Consider the following 23,956-nt stretch of genomic DNA (forward strand, 5'->3'; position numbering starts at 1 on the left):
AGTCGAACCGTTGTAGAATGCGCGGCCCTGTCTTTCCCGGAATCTGTAATGGATCGCCCGCGTTTTCGAGCTGTATTTTTTCACCCGCGCTTTTGGCTGTTATGGCTGGGACTCGGCCTGCTGTGGCTGGTCACCCAACTGCCGTACCGCGCGCTGCTGACCATTGGTCGCCTGCTGGGTGCGGGCATGTACCGAGTGGCCGGTGAACGTCGCCGCATCGCCGCACGCAACCTGGAACTGTGCTTCCCGGAAAAATCCGCCGCAGAGCGCAAGAAGCTGCTCAAGGAAAACTTTGCCTCCACCGGCATCGCCTTTTTTGAAATGGCCATGAGCTGGTGGTGGTCGCGCCAGCGCCTGGCGCGCCTGGCCCATGTCGAAGGCCTGGAGCACCTCAAGCAGGCCCAACTGGATGGCAAGGGCGTGATCCTCATGGCCCTGCACTTCACCACCCTGGAAATCGGCGCGGCCTTGCTGGGGCAGAAGCACACCATCGATGGCATGTACCGCGAGCACGGCAACCCGCTGTTCGACTTTATCCAGCGCCGTGGCCGCGAGCGGCATAACCTCGATTCCCTGGCGGTCGAGCGCGAAGACGTGCGCGGTATGCTCAAGCTGCTGCGCGCCGGTCGCGCCATCTGGTATGCGCCGGACCAGGACTACGGCGCCAAGCAGAGTATCTTCGTGCCGCTGTTCGGCATCCAGGCCGCCACCGTGCCCGCCACCAGCAAGTTCGCCAAGCTGGGCAAGGCGCTGGTGGTGCCGTTCACCCAGCAGCGCCTGGCGGACGGCAGCGGTTACCGCCTGGTGATCCACCCGCCGTTGACTGACTTCCCCGGCGAAAGCGATGAGGTCGACTGCCTGCGCATCAACCAGTGGGTCGAAGCCTCGGTGCGTGAGTGCCCCGAGCAATACCTGTGGACCCACCGCCGCTTCAAGAGCCGGCCCCCGGGCGAACCCAAGCTGTACGAAAAACGCCGTCGCTAAGACCGACTTCCCCCCTATGGAGTGACGCAATGCGCCCAGCTGAACCGGTTACAGGCTTGATTCTTTCCGGCGGTGGGGCGCGAGCGGCGTATCAGGTGGGGGTATTGGCGGCGATTGCCGAGCTGTTGCCGCCAGGGGCACCCAACCCCTTTCCGGTGATCGTCGGCACCTCGGCCGGCGCGATCAATGCGGTGACCCTGGCCAGCGGCGCCATGGACTTCACTGCCGCTATCGGGCGCCTTACGGCCTTCTGGCAGGGCTTTCGCAGCCATCTGGTGTTGCGCAGTGATTGGCCTGGGGTGATCCGCCAGGCGAGCCGCTTCCTTATCCACAGCCTGCTGGGCATCGGCGCCCAGGTACCGGTGGCGTTGCTCAATAGCTCACCGTTGCGCGACCTGCTGCTCGAGCGGTTGAACCTCGATGGCATCGACGAAGCTATCCGCCACAAGCATCTGCACGCCGTGGCGGTGACGGCCTTCGGCTACGAGTCCGGGCAAGCGGTGACCTTCTATCAAGGTGGCGGCACCATCGACGCCTGGTTGCGCCATCGACGTATCGGCGTGCCGACGCAACTGACGGTTGAACACCTGCTGGCCAGTTCGGCGATCCCCTTGCTGTTTGCCCCGGTGAAACTCGACCAGGAATATTTCGGTGACGGCGCGGTGCGCCAATCCGCGCCCATCAGCCCGGCGCTGCACCTGGGGGCGACCCGCGTGCTGGTGGTGGGCGTCAGCGGCAACCCACGAGGCAATGAGCCGGCGGTGCAACGTACCTACACCGGGCAGGAACCGACCCTGGCCCAGATCGGTGGGCATATGCTCAACAGCACCTTCATCGACAGCCTGGAAAGCGATATCGAATTGCTGGAGCGTCTGAACCAGTTCAGCCATCACCAGCCCGCCGACAGCGCGGCCCGTGGCCTGGCACCGGTGGAAGTGCTGGTGATTGCGCCAAGCCAGCCGATCGACGAAATCGCGGCAAGGCATCGGCAGGAATTGCCGGCGGCGTTGCGGTTGTTCCTGCGTGGGCCGGGGGCGACCAAGACGAGCGGGGCGGGGGTGTTGAGTTACTTGCTGTTCGAGGCGGGGTATTGCAGCGAGTTGATCGAGTTGGGCAGGAAAGATGCGCTGGCCAAGCGTGAAGAGATCACCCGGTTCCTGGGCCTGCCGCCTATCTGAATGTGGGAGGGGGCTTGCTCCCGATAGCAGTGTGTCAGTCAACAAATAGAGTGACTGACACTTCGCTATCGGGAGCAAGCCCCCTCCCACATTTGTCTTGCAGTGGCTTTTAGAAGTGATACTTGACCAGGAAGCTCGCCGTGTCCTGGTTCGTCTTGAACGCGCCCGAATCCTCGATCCCGTACTTGTTCTTCCAGTAGTCGTATTCAAACCCCACATACAACTGCTTGTCGCCCCAATGCAGCGCCTTGCCCAGGTCGTATTTGACCTGCGGGTTGAAGTGCAGGTTGGCGTGGTAAGTGCCACGGGCGTTCTTGTCGTTGTCCACCACCCAATCCATAAAGCCGTCGATCAGGATGTCGGAGTTGCCCACGGGGAGGGTGTACGCCCATACCGGGGTGATCTGCCACACACCGTCACCCGGGCGATTGCCTTCGGTCTGGCGCTGGTAGAAGTTCAGCTGGAAGTAGTCGAAGCCCGGGACGTTCAGGTCAAAGCCAGGGCCGAGCAGGTACGACTCGTTATCGCCCTCGCCGAACTCATAGGTGAAGGCCAGCAACACATCCTTGATCGGGCCGAAGGACAGGTCCTGGTCAAAAATCTTACCGAACGACAGTCGCGGGCTGATCTCGCCGTAATACGTACTGGGGCCGACGTTGCCGTCTTCCTTGCCGTTGTAAAAGATGCGGTCGACGAAGACGAAGTTGTCGCCGTACTTCCAGGCATCGGCATGTTCGAACGTGACGGTTTGCTGGATCTGTGGGTTGACGGTAAAGCTCTTGCCCCACAGATACGTCAGGCTGTTGTTCTGCCACTGCAACAAGTCACCGGCCACGGCCTGGCCGCCGGCCAGCAGGGATCCCGCCAGCATCAGGCCTTTGAACATAGGTTTCATTCGGTTGCTCCCGAGTTAAAGTTTTATGGTTTTTCTTCTACGCAGACGCTCTGGTGCGGCGCCTTTGGGTGGTAATAAAAGTGGTCTGAATGGTCAGCTTTATTGCTACAGCAAGACCCGCGCCAAGGCGGTAAACAACCGTCGATTCAAGCGGGCGCGGAGAATACTGGCTCCCACGTCAGGGCTCAAGTGCGCCGTTACAGCGCGCACAGGGCGACAATGGGGCATGCGTCAGGTGTGTGCGGGGCCGACTACAGGGCGTTCAGCACCGCCGAGGATGTTGAACAGGATATTCAGCGATAGCGCGCTGAGGGTTGCCATGGCGATGCCGCTGTGGGTGATCGGGCTCATCCACAGTGGCAACTGTGCGAAGAACTCCGGGCGTACTACCGGGATCAGGCCCATGCCGATGCTCACTGCCACCAGTAACTGATTGCGACGGTCGGCGATGTCGGCTTCCTGGAGGATCTTGATGCCGGTGGCCGCCACCATGCCGAACATGGCAATCGCCGCACCACCGAGCACCGCCGGAGGAATCGACGCCACCAGGTACGCGGCCTTGGGCAACAGGCTGAGCACAATCAGAAAGGCACCGGCCATGATTGTCACCGAGCGGCAACGCACGCCGGTCATCTGCACCAGGCCGATGTTCTGCGCGAAGGAGGAGTGCGTGAAGGTGTTGAAGAAACCGGCGAAGAACGATGCACCGGCATCACACAGCAAGCCACGACGCAGCATTTTCGGCGTGACGTCCTGGCCGGTGATCTTGCCCAGCGCAAGGAACATCCCGGTGGATTCGACGAAGATGATCACCACCACCAGGCACATCGACAGGATCGGCGCCAACTCGAACGTCGGCATGCCGAAGTGCAGCGGCGTCACCACTTGTACCCACGGCGCCTGGGCCAGGCCGCTGAGGTCGACCATGCCGATGGCGCCGCACAAGGCGTAACCCAGGCCCATGCCGATCAGCACCGAGATATTCACCCAGAAACCGTGCATGAAACGGTTGATCAGCAGGATGGTGGCCAGTACCAGGGCGGCAATCGCCAGGTAAATCGGTGAGCCGAAGGTGGCCGCCGCGCTGCCGCCACCGGCCCAGTTCACGGCCACCGGGAACAGCGACAGGCCGATGGCGGTGATCACGGTGCCGGTCACCAACGGCGGGAAGAAGCGCACGACCTTGGACATGAACGGCGCGATCAGCATGCCGAAGAACCCGGCGGCGATGGTGGCGCCGAAGATGCCCTGCAAGCCGATACCGGGCATGCCCGCCATGGCGACCATACTGCCGACGGCGGCGAAACTGGCGCCCATCATCACCGGCATGCGGATGCCCACCGGGCCTATGCCGAAGGACTGCACCAGGGTGGCGATACCGGCTACCAGCAGGTCGGCGTTGATCAGAAAAGCGATTTCTTCACGGCTCAGGCCCGCGGCCTGGCCAATGATCAGGGGGACGGCGACGGCGCCGCCGTACATCAGCAAGACGTGTTGCAGGCCTACCAGAATCAGTTGCAAGAGGGGCAGCCGCACCATGGCGGGCGCGGCAGGAATCTGCGGTTCGACTAACTCGGTCATGCAACACCTCGGATCTTTTTTATTTTTGTGTTGTTTGGCATTCAATTGCCGGGTGCAACTCAATCTTCAAAACACTGCATGTCCAAATGTGGGAGGGGGCTTGCCCCCGATAGCGGAGTGTCATTCACAACATCATTGACTGAACTACAGCAATCGGGGGCAAGCCCCCTTCCACATTGGAACTATGTGAATCTGTTAGTTGGTCCGCGCCCCCTGGTTGATCCAGGTGCCAATCAAGTCCCGTTCCTGCTGGGTCATCTGGGTGATGTTGCCCAGCGGCATGATCTGGCTCGCCACGGCCTGCGCCTGGATACGCGCCGCTTGTTGCTGGATCTGCGCCGGGGTATCGAACATCACGCCGGCCGGCGCGGTGCTGAACAGCGGGCTGGTGGGCTTGGCCGAATGGCACACGGCGCAGCGTTCCTGGATCACCCCGTGGACCTTGTCGAAATCAATCGTCGCCTGGGCAGGCGCAGCTGCAGCAGGTTCGGTCGCAGCAGGCGCGGCGGGTTTCAAGCCACCGCCCAAGGCGGTTTCCGGCAACGGTTGGTACTCGATGGCCGCAGGTGCCTTGGCAATCGGTTCGGCCGGCTTGGGCCCGGTCACATACGCCAGGCAAATCATGGCCAACGCACCCACCGGCAAGGTCCACGCATACTTCTGGCTGTTATGCCGAGTGTTGAAGTAGTGCCGCACCAACACCGCCGCCACCGCGATCCCGGCCAGGATCAGCCAGTTGTATTGGCTGCCGTAGGTGCTCGGGAAGTGGTTGCTGATCATGATGAACAGCACCGGCAGGGTGAAGTAGTTGTTGTGCCGTGAACGCAGCAGACCCTTGGCCGGCAGGGTAGGGTCGGGCGTGCGGTTCTCGGCGATCGCCGCCACCAGCGCGCGCTGCGCCGGCATGATGATGCGGAACACGTTACCGACCATGATGGTGCCGATCACCGCACCCACGTGCAGGTACGCACCCCGGCCGCTGAACACTTTGCTGAAGCCGTACGCGGCGGCAATCAACAGCACGAACAGGATCAAACCGAGCAGGGCAGGGCGTTTGCCCAGGGCCGAGTCGCAGAGGAAGGAGTAGATGAACCAGCCGGCGAACAGTGAGCCGATGCCCAGCAATACACCTTCGCTGCCACTGAGGCTGCTGCCGGGGGCGAGCAGGTACAGCGTCGGGTTGAGGTAGAACACCACGCACAGCAGCGCAACGCCCGACATCCAGGTGAAATAGGCTTCCCATTTGAACCAGTGCAGGTTGTCCGGCATGGTCGGCGGGGCCAGTTTGTATTTTTCCAGGTGGTAGATACCGCCACCGTGGATCGCCCACAAGTCACCGGACAGGCCGTCCTTGGGGTTGACGCGGTTGAGGTTGTTTTCCAGCCAGACGAAGTAGAACGAAGCGCCGATCCAGGCGACGCCAGTGATCATGTGAACCCAGCGCACGCTGAGGTTCAGCCATTCCAACAGATGTGCTTCCACAGTCTTTACCTCTCGCCTGTCACCCTTGTTGTCGGGTGATCCGGCCTTCTCTTATTGGTGGGGGGCGAGGATCAACCGCTCATCCTCTTTGAAAAAATGCTCATCGCAGTTATTGCCTGTGCCACTGCGATCAACCACCAGGAAGTCATCCCGCTTTTCGATCGTCAGCACCGGGTGGTGCCAGACGCCGCGATGGTAATTAATGCCCTGCCTGCCGTTGGTGACGAAGGCGCGGACCAAGCCTGATACAGGTGCATCGCCAAGTGGCGCGACCACGATCAGAAAGGGGTTGCCGAGCAGCGGAATGAACGCCTGGCTGCCCAGCGGGTGTCTCTCCAGCATGCACACGGTCAGCGGCATATCCAGCGCGTCGGCGCGGAAGATGCTGATGATCGCGTTGTCTTCAGGCTGTGCGGTTTCTACCGTTGCCAGCTTGTGAAAGCGCATGGTCGACCCGTTGTTGATCATGAAGTGATCGCTGCCCTCGGTTTCGATAACGTCTCCGAAAGGGGCGAAGGCTTCTTTGGTCAGGGGTTCGATCATCAGTGTGCGCATGGCTGTCTCTTATCCGGATTCTGTGTTGTGTCATTCAGTTCATGTGGCGAGCGGGGCAAGCCCGCTCGCCACAGGGGTTCACTGCTTACTTCGAAACTTTACCCAGTACGCGCAGGCGGCTCACACCGCCATCCGGGAACACGTTCAGGCGGATATGGGTGATCGGGCCCAGCGCCTTGATTTGCTCGGCAAACGTATGTTCTGCGTGCATTTCCAGTTTCTGCGCCGGCAGCAGTTCGCGCCAGAACAGCGATTGGGTTTCGATCTGGCTGTCGGTACCGCCCTTCACGAAGGCGCCCTGGATCGAGCAGGTGTCCGGGTAGTTGCCCTTGAAGTGTAGGGTGTCGACGATGATCTTCTCGATTTCGCCGGGGTGGCCCAGGGCGACGATCACCCAGTCATTGCCTGGCGTACGACGACGGGCGGTTTCCCAGCCGTCACCCATGTTGACGCCACGGCCTGGGTTGAGAATGTTGCTCATGCGGCCGAAGTGCTCGTCGGAACACGCCAGTGCGCGGCCACCGTTCAGTGCTGCCGCCAGATCGATCTGTTCGTTGTCGCCCACTGCCGACCAGTCGCGGAACGGCACGCCGTATACACGCAGGCGGGCCACGCCGCCATCCGGGTAGATGTTGAAGCGCAGGTGGCTGAACGCCTGGTCGTTGCTGATCTCGTGGTAATGGTGGCTGTTGCCTTGCAACTCGACGGCCGACAGGACTTCCACCCACTGGGTGTTGTCGTCAGGCTCGCCCGAGGCCAGGAAGCAGGCTTCCAGGGACGCCGACGGCGGGTAGTTGCCGGTGAAGAATGAAGTGTCGATGTCCACGCCTTTGATCGAGCCCGGTACGCCCAGGCGGATCACTGCGCTGTCGTAGCCTTCGAAGCGCTTGCGGCGCGACTCCCAGCCGTCCATCCACTTGCCGTTGTCATCGAAAACGCCCTCCTTCCACACGGCCGGGGTCGGCTGGAACAGGCGGTTGGCGTCGGCGAACCAGTCATCCGTCACGGAGATGATCTTGGTGCCCAGGCGGGCGTCGGCCAGGTTGACGAACTTCTCGAAAGGTACGGGTTGCGCTTTCATTCTTCTTGTCTGCCTTAAATAGAGTGGCTGGGGATGGTCGTTTAGAGGGTCAGTAAACGAAACAACGCGATCTTGTTGATCTCGGCCAGCGCGCAGTTGAACTCGGTGTCTACCGAGTGGTGAATGCGCGTTTCGAACGCGGCGAGAATCTGGTGCCGGTTGCTGCCTTTTACCGCCATGATGAAGGGAAACTTGAACTTGGCCTTGTAGGCATCGTTCAGCTCGGTGAAGCGTGCGAACTCTTCGGCCGTGCATTGGTGAATCCCCGCGCCCGCTTGCTCATCGGTGCTGGCTTGGGTGAGTTGGCCCTGGACGGCAGCTTTGCCCGCCAGGTCCGGGTGAGCGTTGATCAATGCCAGCTGACTGGCGTGATCGGCGCTTAACAGGATGTCGCTCATGCGTTGATGCAGGGTTTCGATCTGGTCGATCGAGGCGTCCTGGCCCAGGTCATAGGCCTTTTCTGCCACCCATGGCGAATGTTCGTAGATGTCGGCGAAGGCCAGGACGAAGGCGTCGCGGCTCAAGGTCGAGGGCTTCAGGGTTTGGAAAGCAGTCATTTGGCCGCACCCTGAAAAGGGTGTACGTCATGCCAGTGGCGGGCGATGTCGACGCGGCGGGTGAACCACACCTGGTCATGGCCTTTGGCGTATTCGATAAAGCGCTTGAGGGCGGCGAGGCGCGCGGGGCGGCCGATAAGACGGCAATGCAGGCCGATGGAAAGCATCTTCGGTGCCTCGGCGCCTTCGGCATACAGCACGTCAAAGGCGTCCTTGAGGTACTCGAAAAAGTCATCGCCCTTGTTGAACCCCTGCACCTGGGTGAAGCGCATGTCGTTGGTGTCCAGGGTGTAGGGGATTACCAGGTGCGGCTTGCCGTTGGGGGTGTTGGGTTCCCAGTAGGGCAGGTCGTCGTCGTAGGTGTCGCAGTCGTACAGGAAGCCGCCTTCCTCCATCACCAGCCGCCGCGTGTTGGGGCCGGTGCGCCCGGTGTACCAGCCCAACGGGCGCTCACCGGTCAGTTCGGTGAGGATGCGGATGGCTTCGAGCATGTGCTCGCGCTCCTGGGCCTCGTCCATGTATTGGTAGTCGATCCAGCGATAGCCGTGGCTGCAGATCTCGTGGCCGGCGTCGACCATGGCGCGGATCACATCCGGGTGGCGCTGGGCCGCCATGGCCACGGCGAAGATGGTCAGCGGAATGTCGAATTCCTTGAACAGCTTGAGGATGCGCCACACGCCGGCACGGCTGCCGTATTCGTACAGCGACTCCATGCTCATGTTGCGCTCGCCTTGCAGCGGCTGGGCCGAGACCATTTCCGAGAGGAAGGCTTCGGACTCTTTGTCACCATGCAAAATGTTGCGCTCGCCGCCTTCTTCGTAGTTGAGTACGAAAGACAGCGCGATGCGCGCGTTGCCCGGCCAGTGGGGGTGAGGAGGGTTACTGCCGTAACCGATCAGGTCGCGTGGGTAGTCAGCGCTCACTGCAGTCTTCCTTCTTGTTCGTGGTAGCAAGTGTGTGGCGGCCAGCGGAAAGACTGGGTGGCGTCACAGCGATGGGCTGATTGTATACAACTTGATGGTCACTTTGTAAGCCTGTATTTCCGCATTTTTTCCGCGCGGTTGCCACCGCTTAACGCTGCAAGAAACTTGCCCAGTTGGTCAGTAAACGGACAAAAGGTCTTTTAAAAGCAAGGCTTGCTGGGAAATCGTGCGGATGATCGAGGTGCCGAAGGGCGTGCAAAACTTTGTGATTTTTATTGTGTACAATTTTTATTAAAAGTGTCTTAATCGTTGCGTCCACGGCTTTTTCGCGCCTCGTAAAGGTGCAGCCTATTTCACTTCATGCAAGGGAGCCCCGCCCCATGGGACGACTGACCACACACGTACTGGACGCCGCCCACGGCTGCCCCGGCAGCGCTATCCTGGTTGAGCTGTACCGCGTCGAAGGCGCACAGCTTGAGCTTGTGAGCACCGCCGTGACCAACAGCGACGGCCGCTGCGACGCACCGCTGTTGCAAGGCGATGCCTACCGCAGTGGCGTGTACCAACTGCAATTCAGCGCCGGTGACTATTACCGCGCCCGTGGCGTGCAGTTGCCGGAGCCGGCCTTCCTGGATGTCGTGGTGCTGCGCTTCGGTATCAGCGCCGAACAGGAGCATTACCATGTGCCCCTGCTGATTTCGCCTTACAGCTACTCCACCTATCGCGGTAGCTGAGGCGTCACCTCGTTTCACACCCCCAAGCTCTTCGTTGGTTTTTCGCCCGCCCACACTGCGGGCTTTTTTTTGCTCGCGGCAGCGTTCAACTATCTAACGCCTCATCCGTGTCAGCGCTGCATAGGCTAGGTGTTTTCCTTTATGAAGATACCGCCGTGACCTTACCTGACGACCCCGATGTGCCCGACGACGATGAGTTGCAGGCCATGCGTACCCAGCTGACGCAACGGATCAACGCCAGCCACCCTCCCAGCCTTCTGATCAATCGGCTGGCGATTGCCGACCTGCGCTGTGCCGATTCGCAAAAGTGGCTGTTCCGCCTGATCTCAGGCGCGCCCAAGGTCCTGCGGGTGATTCGCGCCGAGCTGCATAAGGCCTTTGGGCTGGACCCGAACAACGTGCTGTTTACCGAGCCCAAACCGCCGGCCGCGGCGCAAAAAGTCGACAGTTTGACCGACCGCACGTTGCGGCTGCTGGTCCTGCCTTCCGTGTCGATCAACGTCAATCAATTCACGGCGCTCAGCCTCAAGGACGATCCAGCCCGCCGCGTACCCTTTACCCCCCTGGAGGCGTTGCAACGGGTCGTTGCGCTCAATCTGTTTGCGCGGCTCGCCCGTGCGCAGAGTGATTACTGGCAGGCGCTGGTTCCTGGCTCCTGGCTGACACGCAACGAGCGCTGGGTTGAGTTGTACAAGCATCTGTTCGCCGACCAGGCCTTTGTCGCGCGGCAACTGGGCGAGCTGTCGAGTGCGGGACTGGTCATGGTGCAGGCGCTGGTGGATGCGCCGACGGCTGAGGCTCGTCGGCGCGCGGGCGAGCAATGGGCCAGCCTCCAGGTGTGCAAGGTCATGTGGCCAGGAGCGCAGACGCGACTGACCCCGATCCCCGGCGCACTGCACATTTATCGTGAGGGCGACCCGGCGGGTATGCCCCATGTGATGTATCTACCGGGTGTGCACCGCAACTACTACGAGTACCCGTCTTTCGAGCAGTTGCAATGTGGGCTGGTGGCGCTGATCAATAGCGCCTTGTTCGACGACCTGTGGCAGTGCCTGCCACTGCGGCGTCGGCATGAGGTATGCCGGCCTGCTGAGGACGCTGCCGCCACTGGCCTGGCGAATGTTCGCGGTTTGGCATTGAGGGACGACGCGTTGGCGATCAGCGCCCAGGCGGTTCTGGATGGGCAATGGGAAAATGAGTTGGCCTGTGCGTTGTCGATCAACCTCGCGCAGGTTTTTTCTGGCAGGCGCGAGCCTTCAGTGATGAATGCGGCGCGTTTTCTCGCCTACATCCAGGGCACCCGTAAACATTGGGTAGGCAGGGCCCGGTTGGGGAGTATCCGCCGTGAATTGCTGGAATGGGATCAGCATCGGCGACGCCACGAAATTATCTTTGCCAGCACGGCTCCGGGGCTGGCTTTGAACACAGCGCGGCAACAGGTCAAGCGTTATGAACGGGCGCTGATGACTCTCCTCAATCCACAGGATCCCGGTGAGGATACTCAAGCGTTTCGAGAGTTTGTGGCGCTGGAGGATCAGCTCAAGGTCCAGGCGGCTGCCTTGCGCACGTTGATACAGGATGCGCAGTTGCAACTCTTCGACGTGGCATTTTGGGCGGCGCGGCCGACCGGTAAACCTAGGCATGTGACCGCGCTTATCCGCGTATGGATCGACAGGTTGCGCGGTGAAATCCAGTTGCAACACCAACTCAAGTTGATCAGCAAAACCTATCTGGATCTGATGATAGACGTACTGGACAAGCCGCTAGCCAGTAAACGCCAGGGCAGTGAAACGCGCGTGTTATCGGTGCTGGTGGGGGCTGAGCCCGATGCCGACACCTACCACCCCCTGCACAGTGTGTTTGCGGTCACGCTTGCGGCAGCGGTAAGTGATCACAGTCGGCGGGTGCCCGTTGTGTTGTGTGTGCTCGGGCGTGAGGGCGGCGTGGTCACCTTTGGCAGTCTCGGCGCGTTGACCCTTGGCATCCAGGCCAGCCTTGGCAGCCGCGATGAGTCGGTGCTATGGCGCTATGTCACGCGGCAAAAACGCAAGGCCGTGCGTGAGCATGTAGCCTGCCAAACCCTGGCAGTGCGCTACGAACCGATTGAGGGGAACCCTGTGATGCTTGCCGTCAAAAGGCTCCTCAAGAGCTACATTCTTGTGCATCGCAGCATTGATGGCGGCGCGAGTATTTTCAGTGAAACCGATAATGCGCTACTGAGCCGGCTGCTATTGGCGGTCGAGCTGGATGAACACCTGAGCGCGCCAGCCAATGATGCTCTGGTTCAAGCGCGGACTGATTTCGATGTGGTGCGAAAAGCGGCGGCCGCGAAGCAAAGAATGCCGGCCTGGATCACCGATGCGACGGGGGGCCAGCGTAAGCGTTTCAAGTATTTGCAAGGTCGCTATCTGGGCAGTGCCTTAGCGTTTGAAGACCGCCTGGAACAGCGTTTGCCGGATCTGCCGACCTTCGCCCGCGAGCTCTTGATTGCCCGCTTGCGCGAGGACGGCCTGTACCCGCAACTGGACATCGACACGCCCTTTATCGAGATGCCTGACCAGGTCAGTGGCAGGTTCTGTGGTTGGGAAAGTGCCTGTACGGTGGGGGATCGCAAGGAGATCCTGACACCAAGCGATGAGCGTACGCGCTTCAGTCTGCTGCAACTGGCACTGCATAATTTAGACCCGCAGATAAAGCCGACACGGTGGCGTTTCAAGTACGCCGAGTACCTGAAACCGGCCTGGAAACAGCAACTGCCCCCCCAATACTTGATCAGTATGGTGTCTGCGCTGGATATCGGCGGGCGTTATGAGGCGTTGATCAGCAGTGTGTTTTACCCTGCCGACGTCGGTAGGCGCCGGCTAAGCGACTCACGTGTGCCTGAACTGTTGACGCGGGTTTTACAGGCAGGTACCGAGGCTAATCTCTATTCGGCGGTGCAGCAGGGGCTGACGGAGAGTGCACAGAGCCTATTCAATACGGCAATGGCGGCACGCACCCCTCAAGACTTGAATAAGCATGGTCATCAAGTGCAGTTGTATGTGGTTCATCTGGTGGGCCATACCCTCCAGCATGATCGCTACATGGCCGGAATCCTGGTGTTTCATGACCTGCTTTCCCAGCACTGCCTGGTCTACTGGCCCGCCGCTCCGGATGCCAGGAGCATCAGCGAACACGTCAGTCTGCAACACGCTCGGGAGCACCTCAATCGCATCGGCTCATTGCCCGGTAACGTCACGGCATTGGCTCGGCAGGTCGCACCCGGTTGGGCGTTCGAGGTCATCACTCATCATCCTGGTGAAACATTCGAAGAGCCTCTATTCAATCCCCTCTCGCTAATCCCCGGCTTTCACATGTTGCAGGGGATCTGGCGGGGCGTTGAGTTCGTTCGTTCTTTCAAGATCAAACACCTGGTGCCCACGGCACATGTCGATGAGATTGAAAAGCAGACCCTTGAGCAGATTGCCAGTGACCCGCTGAACTGGTTAGCGCTGGTGCCTACCTCACATTGCGATGCCGGGGCCCTGTTGTATCGGGCTTGGATGTTTGAGCTGCAACGTCAAGCGCAGGCAAACAGTAACTCCAACAAGGTCTTGGATAAGTACCGGGAACAGCGCCGGAAGGAAGAACGAGATACTCGCACGCGAGCGTTGTTGTCTATCGGCTCACCACTTTTTGATTTAGGTAACCAACTGTATGAGTTGCTGCTCACCTCGCGACGTTATCACCGCAGTGGTGATCCTCGTGATGCGGTGGACGTGGCGTTTGGTACGATTTTTTTGGCGGTGGAGCTTTTGCTGAACTTTGTACCGGGTCCCAAACCCAAGAGCGGGACATTGGTTCGCCCGAGGATAGGTTCGATAGGCACCGGCCTGAATCGGATCCATCGTGCGGCAGTCTCGCAGGTTGGCCGGGTTTTCGATGTGCCCAAGCCGCCATCAACGATTTCCCGGCTCAAGCCCCTGGAGCGTTTCAGGACCGAGGGTGTACCGCAGGACGCCGTTGCGTTGAAAGGGCCGGGCGAAAAGGGTATCTACGTGAAGGGCGGCGAGTACTTCACCGTAGATGATACGCACCACATCCCCATTTACCGACGAGACAACGAACGGTCTTTTCGCCTGAAGAACAAGGAGGCGCCGGGCGAGGATGAATTGATTTTGAATACTTCTGTGAACAGGGAAGTGCTTGTGACCAGGGAAGTGCTGTTGGGGGCGGATGCGCCAGTGGCCGGTCCAAGTTCTGGGGTACTGCATCCGTGGCGAGCATCGGTCGAGCCGGTGGACTGGCGGCCACCCACTGTCCGTAGTGCTACGGAAAGTCGAATTTATCAGTCATCCGTGTCGGGTACCGATTGGTTCAGTTGGCGCACTCACGCATCCGAGGGCCAGATCGCGGCGCCTTCGGCGCACGGGGTATCCCGTGTACACATAGCGCCTCCAGGATTCAGCTACGACGCTATCTATGTGGGCTCATGGTATGACACTGCGACAGAGTCAGGGGCCGGGCATTACCGGTTGCTCTACCAGGGTGATCAAGCGCCATTGGACAAGATTGCTTTTATCGCCAGGGATGAGCCGCTGGTCTCAAAGGCGCACGTTGATATTGAGCGTTGGACAAGCACCGCTGCCGCTCGTCTTGAGCAGCCTATCCCGGTGTCGCGCGGCCCAACCGGCGAGTGGCAACTCCATGCGCCGCTGTTCCACAGGTCGTTGGAGCACTCTGTGGGCACGGCTTTCCCCACCATGACGACCCACAGCCGCAGATTTTTAGTCGTAAGGATGATTGAGTTGGCAGACGCTTCCCGCCCAGTTACGGCCAGTCATCTGCTGAATATCCGTGCGACGCTGGACAACTGGTTGCCCGCCGCTGCCGGCAGCCTTGGGCAGACGGATGAGGTGCTGCAAATGTTGAGGGCCGTCAAAGTGAAGCCCAATGTTTTCGTCGGCTACGAAGGCAAGGCACCCGGTTTCACTCGCGTTGACTTCAGGCCGTCTGTCGCATTGGACCCGACGCTCAAACCCGGTGGTTCGCAGGTCCTTGCCGCGAGAAATACCGCTCAGCGTGCTCAAGTCAGGACGGTGCTGGAGCAGCAAGGCTTCAACTGCCAGGACGTGCAAGTAAAGCGCGCTAATGTCCTTAGTCATGAGTTGATTGCTACGCATCCCAACTCAAACAAACTCTATTACGTGTCTTACCATTGGATTGAGCACGGGAGCATCAAGTTGATGAGGCGGTTTACGGATGAGTGGTTGAACTACGCAATCAAGAAAAATCCCGATTCACTTGCCTTTACGGGAGTTAGAAGTGCGATGCGAGAACAGCGTTTGACCCGGATCGTGGCAGGTATCCACTGGCCGAAAAAGGGCATGCTCCCTCCCACTGTTTATTTCGTCAAAGTGAGCCCCCTCGCGCCTTGAGCAACGATAGAACCCCGGCGCCACTGAATAACCCGGCACTGATCCGGTTGAACCAGCTCTGGCCCCTTCCGCTGCGCAGATAACGCGCCGCACCATGGGCGCTCAGGCCGTAGGCCAGCTTGCACAGCAGGTCGAGAACGGTCCAGGTGGCGATCATGATCAGCAGTTGGGGCAGGAACGGCTGTTGACTGCTGAGGAATTGCGGCAGGAAGGCGGCAAAAAATAGAATATCTTTGGGGTTGCTCGCGCCCAGTACAAAGGCCCGCCCAAACAATGCGCGAAAGCGTGGTACCGGCGGCGTTTGTGGCACTTCGGCGCCATGGGCAGGTTGGCGAGATTGCTGCCAGCTCTGCCAGGCGAGGTAAAACAGGTACAGCGCGCCGACGATCTTCAAGGCACTGAACAATTGCTCCGACGCCAACAGCAGGGCGCCCAGGCCCAGGGCCGAAGCGCTCAGCAGGCAGATCGAGGCAAACACGCCGCCGAGAAACGCCGGGTATGAACGGCGCAGGCCGTAGTTGAGGCTGTTGCTGATCATCAACAGCGACAGCGGGCCGGGAATCAGGATCACCACCAAAGCAGCGCCGCTGAACAACAGCCAGGTTTCCAGGTTCATTTACAGTTCTCCCTTCATGCAAAAGCCCCACCCGAGGGTGAGGCGGTTTTCGGCCGGTTCCTGCTTACAGGAACATAAACTTGGCGATGAAAATCGCGCACAACACCCACAAACTCACGGAAATCTCGCGGTACTTGCCCGTACCCGCCTTGAGCGCCACGTAGGTGATAAACCCCAGGGCAATGCCGTCGGCGACCGAGAAGGTCAAGGGCATCATGATTGCAGTGACAATCGCCGGAATGCTGTCGGTGGCTTCATCCCAATTGATATGGGCCATGCTCGCCATCATCAGCATCGCCACGTAAATCAGCGCACCCGCGGTGGCATAGGCCGGGATCATGCCCGCCAGCTGTGCGAAAAACATCGCCGCCACAAACAGGATACCCACGGTCACGGCCGTCAGCCCGGTGCGGCCACCGGCGGCGACACCCGCAGCGCTTTCCACATAGCTGGTCACCGGCGGTACGCCGACCATGGCACCCAACACACTCGAAGCGCTGTCGGCCTTCAGGGCGCGGGACAGGTTATCGATCTTGCCATCGGCATTGACCAGCCCGGCGCGTTGCGCAACGCCCATCAGTGTACCTGCAGTGTCAAACATGTGTACAAACAGGAAGGCAAATACCACGCTGATCATGCTGACATTGAACACACCTTTCACATCCATCGCCATCCAGGTCGGTGCCAGGCTCGGTGGCGTGGCGAGAATCCCGTTGTAGTGCACCAGGCCCAGGCCCCAGCCTGCGAGGGTCACGGCAATGATGCTGATGAGGATCGCGCCGAACACCCGGTGATAGCTGAGGATCGCAATCAGCAGGAAACACACCGCCGCCAGCAGCGGCGCCGGCTCGTGCAGTGAACCGAGCTTGATCAGCGTGGCCGGGCTGTCGACGATGATGCCGGCGGTCTTCAGGCCGATCACCCCGAGAAACAGGCCGACACCGGCGCCCATGGCATGGCGCAGGCTTACCGGGATGCTGTTGAGCAGCCATTCACGCACGCGCGAGAGCGTCAGGCCCATGAACAGCACGCCCGAGATAAATACCGCGCCGAGCGCCGTCTGCCAGGTGTAGCCCATGGTGCCGACCACGGTGTAGGTAAAAAATGCGTTCAGGCCCATGCCCGGCGCGAGGCCCACCGGCCAGTTCGCGTACAGGCCCATCAACAGGCAACCCAGTGCGGCGGCGATGCAGGTGGCGACGAACGCCGCACCGTGGTCGATGCCGGCGTCGGCCATGATGTTGGGGTTGACGAAGATGATGTAGGCCATGGTGATGAAGGTGGTGAGGCCGGCAAGCAGCTCGGTCTTCACTGTGGTGCCATGCAGGCGCAGTTTGAACAGGCGTTCCAGCCAGCCGTTCTGTGAGGGTGCAAGGTCCAGCGTCGGGGCTTCGGATTTGCGGCTATCCACAGCGAGTACTCCTCAAGCATTTTATTGTTATGTCCAGCGCGGGGCGCTGTGAGGTACTGGCGGGTTTTGTTGACTGATAGGTCAGGAACTCGCACGAAGCGAATTATGCTTTTGTATACAAAGAAAGCAAATAATGTTTTCTATTTTCTGCGTGAAAAGGATGAAAGGCAAAGCTCGAGCGCTTTTGTTGCGAGCGGGCCAACTCCAGGGGGGTCAGGGCTGGCCTGCAAGCGCCTGGTTCACTGCGAGCCAGCCGTTTACCGCTTCTTCGCCCGCTTCGCTGAACGCGCGCTGCAACAACTTCACCTGTTCACGGCGCAGTGACTGCTCGAAACGCAGGCCTTCCTCGGTCAATTCCAGCAGGCGTTTGCGCTTGTCGGTCTCGGACGCAACGCTGTCCACCAGGTGCATTTCCTGCAATTGGCGCAGCGGCATGTTCAGCGCCTGCTTGCTCACGCCGAGCAATTCCAGCAGTTCCTTGACGCTCAAGGCCGGGTAGCGCGCGATAAAAAACACAATGCGCTGGTGCACTCGGCTCAGGCCTCGGCGTTCGAGCATTTCGTCGGCTTTGGCAGTGAATGCCTGGTAGCCGAAGAAAAACGCTTCCATGGCTTGTTGCTGGCTGCTTTGGTTTTTAAGGTCAAGCATATTGACGTATCCACTCAAGCTGTCGTAATTTCGGTCAACCAGTTTGACGTATTTCCCACAGGCTTCGCTAGCGGTGACCTTATGGCCTTCTCTGAACGTGTTACGCGCCTCAAAAGCTCCTTGATCCGTGAAATCCTCGCGGCCGCCCAGCGCCCGGAAGTGATGTCGTTCGCCGGTGGCCTGCCGGCCGAAGCCATGCTGCCCGCGCTGGACTGGAATGACATGCCGCTGAACATCGGCCAATACGGCATGAGCGAAGGCGAGCCGCAGCTGCGTGAACTGCTCGCCGCCGAGGCGCGCGCGTTGGGTGTGCCGTGCCAGGCCAGCCAGGTGCTGGTGGTCAGCGGTTCCCAGCAAACCCTGGACCTGGCGGCCAAGCTGTATATCGACAAAGGCACCAAGATCCTGCTGGAAGGCCCGACTTACCTCGCCGCACTGCAGATCTTCCAGCTGTTCGGCGCCGATTGCCTCACCGTGCAACTGGAGGCAGACGGCCCCAACGTCACCAGCCTGCGCGCCAACCTCGAGCGCCATCGCCCGGCGTTCATCTACCTGATCCCGACGTTCCAGAACCCTTCGGCCGTGCGCTACAGCGAAGTCAAGCGCGAGGCCGTCGCCGCCTTGCTCGATGAGTTCGGCGTGACCCTGATCGAAGACGAACCCTACCGTGAGCTGACGTTCGATGGCGGCAGCGCGCAGCCCATCGTCGGCCGCCTGAAAAAAGCCAGCTGGATCTACACCGGCACGGTCTCCAAGACCTTGCTGCCCGGTCTGCGCGTGGGGTACCTGATTGCCAGCCCCGACCTGTTCCCGCACTTGCTCAAGCTCAAGCAATCGGCGGACCTGCACACCAATCGCGTCGGCCAGTGGCAGGCCATGCAGTGGATCGGCACGCAGAAATACCAGCAGCACCTGGAGGAACTGCGCAGCTTTTACCGCGGGCGCCGTGACGCGTTCCAGGCTGCACTGGCGCATCACTTCGCCGATTTGGCCGACTGGCAAGTGCCCCAAGGCGGATTATTCTTCTGGCTGACCTTGAAACAGCCGCTCGACACCCGCACCTTGTTGGCACCTGCGCTCGATCAGGACGTCGCGTTCATGCCCGGTGAACCGTTCTTTTCCGAGCCGGACCAGCACTTAGGCTCACTGCGACTCAATTTCAGCCATATCGACCCGGCCCGCCTGGACGAAGGGCTCAAACGCCTGGCCGCGGTGGTCCGTCAAGCACAGCACGCGCAAGCGGCATAAGGGGAGCCCCATGTACAAGGTTTATGGCGATTACAAGTCGGGCAACTGCTACAAGGTCAAATTGATGCTCAACCTGCTGGGCATCCCGTATCAATGGGTGGATATCGACATCCTCAACGGCGACACCGCGACCCCTGAGTTCCTGGCCAAGAACCCCAACGGTAAGATCCCGGTGCTGGAACTCGAAGACGGCACCTGCCTGTGGGAGTCCAACGCGATCCTCAACTTCCTTGCCGATGGCAGCGAATTCCTGCCCACCGAGCCACGCCTGCGCACGCAAGTGCTGCAATGGCAGTTCTTCGAGCAGTACAGCCACGAGCCATATATTGCGGTGGCGCGGTTTATCCAGTTCTACCTGAACATGCCGGAAGATCGCCTGGAAGAATACAAGACCACCCACAAGGGCGGTTACAAGGCCCTGCGGGTGATGGAACGTCAGTTGCAGGCCACGCCGTACCTGGTGGGCGACCAGTATTCGATTGCCGATATTGCGCTGTATGCCTACACCCATGTGGCCCATGAAGGTGGTTTTGACCTGGCGCCTTACCCGGCGGTGCAGGCGTGGTTGCAGCGCGTGGCCAGTCATCCCAAGCATGTGCCGATGATCGACTGATTGATGCGGTCAAAAATGTGGGAAGGGGGCAATCCCTGTCCCACATTCAGCTCGATGTCGTGTCAGATAATTCATCGTTCAACAGGTCAAAACAACGCTGCGCTGCCGGGCTCAGGCCCATGCCGCTGCGACTGATCAACCCGATCTCCCGGTTCACCCCAGGATGGTCAATGTCGATGCGCTTCAACCCCGCCAGGCTGTCCGCCGCCGACTCCGGCAGCACACTGATCCCCAGGCCCTGGCGCACCAACGCCAGCACCGTCGACATGTAGTTGGCCTCCATCCCGGCATTCATCGTCAGCCGCGTTTCATCAAACAGTGCATCCACCTGCTCACGCACGCTGCTGTCGCGACCGGTGAGGATGATCGGCTGGTCCGCGAGTTGCTCCAGGGTCAATTGGCGATGGTGGGCGAGGGGGTGATCCAGCGGCACAAAGGCACACAATCGATCATTCAGGACCGGCACGAACTCCAGGCCATGGCTTAGCCGCGCCCGTACACCAATACCAAAATCCACTTCGCCTGCGCGCACCTGGGCATGAATACGGTGGGCCACCAGGTCTTGCAAACGCACTTCGATCCCGGCAAAACGCTCGCGAAACAGGCGCAGGGCCGGGGGCAGGGCGCCGGCGCAGACCGAGGGCAGGGCCGCGATGGTGACCACGCCACGGCGCAAGGCCGCGAGGTCGCGGGAGCCGGTGACGATGTTGTCCAGGTCCAGCAGCAGTTTTTCCATCGGGCCACGGGCTTCCTGGCCGGCGGCGGTGATGCTCACATGGCGGGGGCTGCGGTCGAGCAGGGCGACGCCGAGCCAGTCTTCCAATTGTTGCACCTGCACGGTGAGCGCCGAGGGCGAAAGATGCAGCTCATTGGCGGCCTTGGTAAAGCTGCCGGTACGGGCCACCGCCAGGAACGCTTGAATATGCTGGATCGAATTTTTCATTGTTGTTTTTCTCGAGCGTTTTGTTTTTACGAATATGACTGGCTGAACATTCCAATTTACAAAGACTAACCCGCTTCCAATACTCCAGGGAAAACAATAACCGGCCACCAAGGCCGCTCTGGAGTAACCCATGCTCGCTACCCTGGGTGTCATTACCATCCTGTGCCTGCTCGCTGCCGTCATGAGCAAACGCCTCTCGCCACTGGTGGCCCTGATCGCCTTGCCGATCATCGCCGCGCTGCTCGGTGGGTTCGGCCTGCAAACCAGTGCCTTCATCATTACCGGCATCAAGAACGTGGCCCCTGTGGTGGGCATGTTTGTGTTCGCGATCCTGTTTTTCGGGATCATGACCGATGCCGGGATGCTCGACCCCATCATTGATCGCATCCTGCGCACGGTAGGGACACGTCCTACACGGATTGTGGTCGGTACCGCGACCCTCGCGCTGCTGGTGCATCTGGACGGCTCCGGCGCGGTGACCTTTCTGGTAACGGTGCCGGCGATGCTGCCGTTGTACACACGGCTGGGCATCGATAAACGCATCCTCGCCTGTGTCTGCGCAATGGCGGCGGGGGTAAACTTCCTACCCTGGACCGGCCCGGTGCTGCGCTCTTCGGCGGCTTTGCATGTACCGGTGGCGGACCTGTTCCAGCCGCTGATCCCGGTGCAGATCGTCGGCCTGATCTTTGTCTTTGCCTGCGCCTGGTGGCTCGGCCGGCGTGAAGAAAAACGCCTGGGCCTGGGCGCCGGCTCCACCGTGGATGCAGTGCCACAACGGGTACTCAGCGACGACGACATCAAGCTACGCCGCCCACGCCTGTTCTGGGTCAACCTGATCCTGACCGTGCTGGTCATGGTGGTGATGATCGCCGGCTGGGTCGATCCGGTGGTGATGTTCATGCTCGGCACCGTGGTGGCGTTGTGCATCAACTACCCGAACGTGGACGCCCAGCGCGCCCGCATCGATGCCCATGCGAAAACCGCCCTGACCATGGCCAGTATCCTGCTCGCCGCCGGGGTGTTCACCGGCATCATGCAAGGCACCGGCATGCTCAAGGCCATCGCCGAAGTGGCGGTAGCGCAGATTCCGGCGGGCCACGGCAAGCTGATCCCGGCAGTGGTGGGCTTCATTTCCATGCCACTGAGCATGTTGTTCGACCCCGACTCCTACTATTTCGGCGTGATGCCGGTGATTGCCGAAGTCGGCAAGGCGCTGGGCGTCGACCCGCTGCAAGTGGCCCAGGCGTCGTTGCTGGGCGTACACACCACCGGTTTTCCGGTCAGCCCGCTGACCCCGGCGACCTTCCTGCTGGTGGGCCTGTGCAAGATCGAATTGGCCGATCACCAGCGCTTCACCATCCCCTTTCTGTTTGCTGCGTCGGTGTTGATGACCCTGACTGCGTTGCTCCTGGGAGTGATTTGAGATGAAAACCTTGCGCATCGGTTCCGGCGCCGGCTATTCCGGCGACCGCATCGAACCTGCCGTGGAACTGGCCGAACTGGGCGACCTGGATTACCTGGTGTTCGAGTGCCTGGCCGAACGCACCATCGCCTTGGCGCAACAGGCGCGAATCAGCGACCCGCAGGGTGGTTATGACCCGCTGCTCAGTGAGCGCATGCAGCGTGTGTTGCCTTACGTCGGCCGCCATGAAGGGCGCCGCCGCCTGCGGGTAATCACCAATATGGGCGCGGCCAATCCGGTGTCGGCGGCCGTCGAAGTACGCCGTATCGCCACGGCGCTGGGCCTGCACCTCAAGGTCGTGGCCGTGGTGGGCGATGATGTTTTGGCGGCCTTGCGGCCCGAGCAATTGCTGGATAACGGCCAGACCGTGGGGGCACTCGGCAAGCGCCTGGTTTCCGCGAATGCCTACCTCGGCGTCGATGGCATTTTGCACGCCCTGCGCGCCGATGCCGATGTGGTGATCACCGGGCGCGTGGCCGACCCGTCGCTGTTCCTGGCGCCGCAGATGTTTGAGTTCGGCTGGGCGGCGGACGACTGGCAGCGCCTGGGGCGCGGCACGTTGGTCGGGCACTTGCTTGAATGTGCCGGGCAGGTCAGCGGCGGTTATTTTGCCGACCCCGGTTTCAAGGACGTGGACGATTTGGCGCGACTGGGTTTCCCCTTGGCCGAGATCGATGCCGACGGTGAGGCCGTGATCACCAAGGTTGCGGGCTCCGGGGGGCGGGTCAGCCGCGGCACCTGCACTGAACAACTGATCTACGAAGTACATGATCCCGCGGCGTACCTCACCCCGGACGTGACCGCCGATTTCTCCCAGGTGGGGTTCGCCGAGGAGGGCGTTGATCGGGTGCGCGCTCAAGGTGCCGATGGCCGCGCACGGCCCGAACAGTTGAAGGTGAGCGTTGGTTATCTGGATGGCTGGATTGGCGAAGGGCAGATGTCCTACGGCGGTCCCGGCGCGGTCGCACGGGCGCAGCTGGCGCGGGATGTCGTACTCAAGCGTTTGGAACTGATGGGGGTGAAGATGCAGGACCTACGCGCCGAACTGATCGGCATGGACTCGCTGCACGGTCCACGCAGCAGCGTAGAGCCCTGGGAAGTGCGCCTGCGCGTGGCTGCCCGCTGTGAAGAACGCAGCGAAGCGGTGCGGGTCGGCAATGAAGTGGAAACCCTCTACACCAACGGCCCGTCCGGCGGCGGCGGTGCGAGCAAGAGCGTGCGGCAGGTGGTGGCGGTGGCGTCGTTGCTGCTGCCCCGTGACGCGGTCAACCCGAGGATCGAAGCATGAAACTGCACACGCTGGCCCATTCCCGTACCGGCGATAAGGGCGACACGTCGAACATTTCGATTATTGCTTACCGGGCCGAGGATTATCGGCTGTTGTGTGAACAGCTTACCGCGGAGCGCGTGGCCGCCTTTTTTGCCGGCCTGCTGGAGCCGGGTGCGGCCCCCGTGCGGCGCTATGAACTGCCGAATGTGCAAGCGCTGAACTTTGTACTGCCGGGGATATTGCGCGGCGGCGTAACCCGCTCGCTGGCATTGGATGCGCATGGCAAGTGCCTGGGCTCTGCATTACTGGCGCTGGATTTGCCCACACCGAACTGAATGTGGGAAAGGGGCAAGCCCTC

20 protein-coding genes are annotated in these 23,956 nt (G+C 60.8%); 9 read left to right on the forward strand and 11 right to left on the reverse strand.

Annotation, left to right across the window (positions count from 1 at the left end; translation table 11 throughout):
* Positions 1-48 precede the first annotated feature (48 nt).
* Together AB1462_RS20115 and AB1462_RS20120 are read left to right on the forward strand one after the other, a co-directional pair.
* Positions 49-984, forward strand: a complete 936-nt coding sequence (locus AB1462_RS20115; protein WP_090407063.1) for a lipid A biosynthesis lauroyl acyltransferase — start codon at positions 49-51, stop codon at positions 982-984.
* 29 nt (positions 985-1,013) lie between these two features.
* On the forward strand, positions 1,014-2,162 hold the full coding sequence (locus AB1462_RS20120; RefSeq protein WP_259192070.1) for a patatin-like phospholipase family protein: 1,149 nt from the start codon (positions 1,014-1,016) through the stop codon (positions 2,160-2,162).
* Between the two features lie 109 nt (positions 2,163-2,271).
* Here AB1462_RS20120 and AB1462_RS20125 read toward each other — a convergent pair whose 3' ends face one another.
* From AB1462_RS20125 to puuE, 7 genes are all read right to left on the reverse strand, one after another.
* Positions 2,272-3,057 (reverse strand): outer membrane protein OmpK, encoded by a 786-nt coding sequence (locus AB1462_RS20125; RefSeq protein ID WP_090407057.1) that lies wholly within the window; start codon positions 3,055-3,057, stop codon positions 2,272-2,274.
* Between the two features lie 231 nt (positions 3,058-3,288).
* The gene (locus AB1462_RS20130) at positions 3,289-4,638 is read right to left on the reverse strand and encodes a nucleobase:cation symporter-2 family protein (RefSeq protein WP_090407053.1); all 1,350 of its coding nucleotides are present in this window, start codon (positions 4,636-4,638) and stop codon (positions 3,289-3,291) included.
* A gap of 195 nt (positions 4,639-4,833) precedes the next feature.
* The gene (locus AB1462_RS20135) at positions 4,834-6,120 is read right to left on the reverse strand and encodes a urate hydroxylase PuuD (protein WP_090407050.1); all 1,287 of its coding nucleotides are present in this window, start codon (positions 6,118-6,120) and stop codon (positions 4,834-4,836) included.
* A gap of 51 nt (positions 6,121-6,171) precedes the next feature.
* Positions 6,172-6,675, reverse strand: coding sequence for an ureidoglycolate lyase (locus tag AB1462_RS20140; RefSeq protein ID WP_090407047.1), 504 nt, complete (start codon positions 6,673-6,675; stop codon positions 6,172-6,174).
* 85 nt (positions 6,676-6,760) lie between these two features.
* Entirely contained in the window at positions 6,761-7,756 is a 996-nt protein-coding gene (gene alc, locus AB1462_RS20145; RefSeq protein ID WP_090407044.1) for an allantoicase, read from the reverse strand.
* 41 nt (positions 7,757-7,797) lie between these two features.
* On the reverse strand, positions 7,798-8,313 hold the full coding sequence (gene uraD / locus AB1462_RS20150; RefSeq protein WP_367247738.1) for a 2-oxo-4-hydroxy-4-carboxy-5-ureidoimidazoline decarboxylase: 516 nt from the start codon (positions 8,311-8,313) through the stop codon (positions 7,798-7,800).
* Positions 8,310-9,236 (reverse strand): allantoinase PuuE, encoded by a 927-nt coding sequence (puuE, locus tag AB1462_RS20155; protein WP_090407038.1) that lies wholly within the window; start codon positions 9,234-9,236, stop codon positions 8,310-8,312. The genes uraD and puuE overlap by 4 nt, the downstream gene beginning before the upstream one ends.
* 350 nt (positions 9,237-9,586) lie before the next feature.
* Between puuE and uraH the strand changes: the two genes are divergently transcribed.
* Positions 9,587-9,970 carry a hydroxyisourate hydrolase gene (gene uraH, locus AB1462_RS20160; protein WP_186731518.1) on the forward strand — a complete coding sequence of 128 codons (384 nt, stop codon included), beginning with the start codon at positions 9,587-9,589 and terminating at the stop codon, positions 9,968-9,970.
* A gap of 155 nt (positions 9,971-10,125) precedes the next feature.
* Positions 10,126-15,387, forward strand: a complete 5,262-nt coding sequence (locus AB1462_RS20165; protein ID WP_367247739.1) for a DUF6543 domain-containing protein — start codon at positions 10,126-10,128, stop codon at positions 15,385-15,387.
* On the opposite strand, the gene AB1462_RS20170 is transcribed toward AB1462_RS20165, so the two are convergent.
* The 3 genes from AB1462_RS20170 to AB1462_RS20180 all read right to left on the reverse strand — a co-directional run bounded on the left by AB1462_RS20170 (position 15,362) and on the right by AB1462_RS20180 (position 18,062).
* Positions 15,362-16,003 carry a LysE family translocator gene (locus AB1462_RS20170; RefSeq protein ID WP_090407029.1) on the reverse strand — a complete coding sequence of 214 codons (642 nt, stop codon included), beginning with the start codon at positions 16,001-16,003 and terminating at the stop codon, positions 15,362-15,364. The two genes, AB1462_RS20165 and AB1462_RS20170, sit on opposite strands and share 26 nt — an antisense overlap.
* Before the next feature lie 64 nt (positions 16,004-16,067).
* Positions 16,068-17,414, reverse strand: coding sequence for an NCS2 family permease (locus AB1462_RS20175; RefSeq protein WP_367247740.1), 1,347 nt, complete (start codon positions 17,412-17,414; stop codon positions 16,068-16,070).
* Positions 17,415-17,627: 213 nt separating this feature from the next.
* Positions 17,628-18,062, reverse strand: a complete 435-nt coding sequence (locus tag AB1462_RS20180) for a MarR family transcriptional regulator (RefSeq protein WP_090407023.1) — start codon at positions 18,060-18,062, stop codon at positions 17,628-17,630.
* 81 nt (positions 18,063-18,143) lie between these two features.
* On the opposite strand from AB1462_RS20180, the gene AB1462_RS20185 reads away from it, so the two are divergent.
* Together AB1462_RS20185 and AB1462_RS20190 are read left to right on the forward strand one after the other, a co-directional pair.
* Positions 18,144-19,310 carry a PLP-dependent aminotransferase family protein gene (locus AB1462_RS20185; RefSeq protein ID WP_367247741.1) on the forward strand — a complete coding sequence of 389 codons (1,167 nt, stop codon included), beginning with the start codon at positions 18,144-18,146 and terminating at the stop codon, positions 19,308-19,310.
* A 10-nt stretch (positions 19,311-19,320) separates the two neighbouring features.
* Complete coding sequence (locus tag AB1462_RS20190; RefSeq protein ID WP_090407018.1) at positions 19,321-19,923, forward strand: glutathione S-transferase family protein; 603 nt, start codon at positions 19,321-19,323, stop codon at positions 19,921-19,923.
* A 46-nt stretch (positions 19,924-19,969) separates the two neighbouring features.
* On the opposite strand, the gene AB1462_RS20195 is transcribed toward AB1462_RS20190, so the two are convergent.
* Positions 19,970-20,866 carry a LysR family transcriptional regulator gene (locus tag AB1462_RS20195; RefSeq protein WP_090407015.1) on the reverse strand — a complete coding sequence of 299 codons (897 nt, stop codon included), beginning with the start codon at positions 20,864-20,866 and terminating at the stop codon, positions 19,970-19,972.
* A 130-nt stretch (positions 20,867-20,996) separates the two neighbouring features.
* Between AB1462_RS20195 and AB1462_RS20200 the strand changes: the two genes are divergently transcribed.
* From AB1462_RS20200 to AB1462_RS20210, 3 genes are read left to right on the forward strand one after another with little or no spacing between them, the layout of a single operon-like run.
* On the forward strand, positions 20,997-22,289 hold the full coding sequence (locus AB1462_RS20200; RefSeq protein ID WP_016976366.1) for a CitMHS family transporter: 1,293 nt from the start codon (positions 20,997-20,999) through the stop codon (positions 22,287-22,289).
* A gap of 1 nt (position 22,290) precedes the next feature.
* Positions 22,291-23,616, forward strand: coding sequence for an acyclic terpene utilization AtuA family protein (locus AB1462_RS20205; RefSeq protein ID WP_367247743.1), 1,326 nt, complete (start codon positions 22,291-22,293; stop codon positions 23,614-23,616).
* Entirely contained in the window at positions 23,613-23,933 is a 321-nt protein-coding gene (locus AB1462_RS20210) for a hypothetical protein (RefSeq protein WP_259192062.1), read from the forward strand. The genes AB1462_RS20205 and AB1462_RS20210 overlap by 4 nt, the downstream gene beginning before the upstream one ends.
* The last annotated feature ends 23 nt before the right edge of the window (positions 23,934-23,956 follow it).

The sequence above is a fragment of the Pseudomonas sp. SB113 genome (genome assembly GCF_040754745.1).
Taxonomy (GTDB): Bacteria; Pseudomonadota; Gammaproteobacteria; order Pseudomonadales; family Pseudomonadaceae; genus Aquipseudomonas; species Aquipseudomonas grimontii.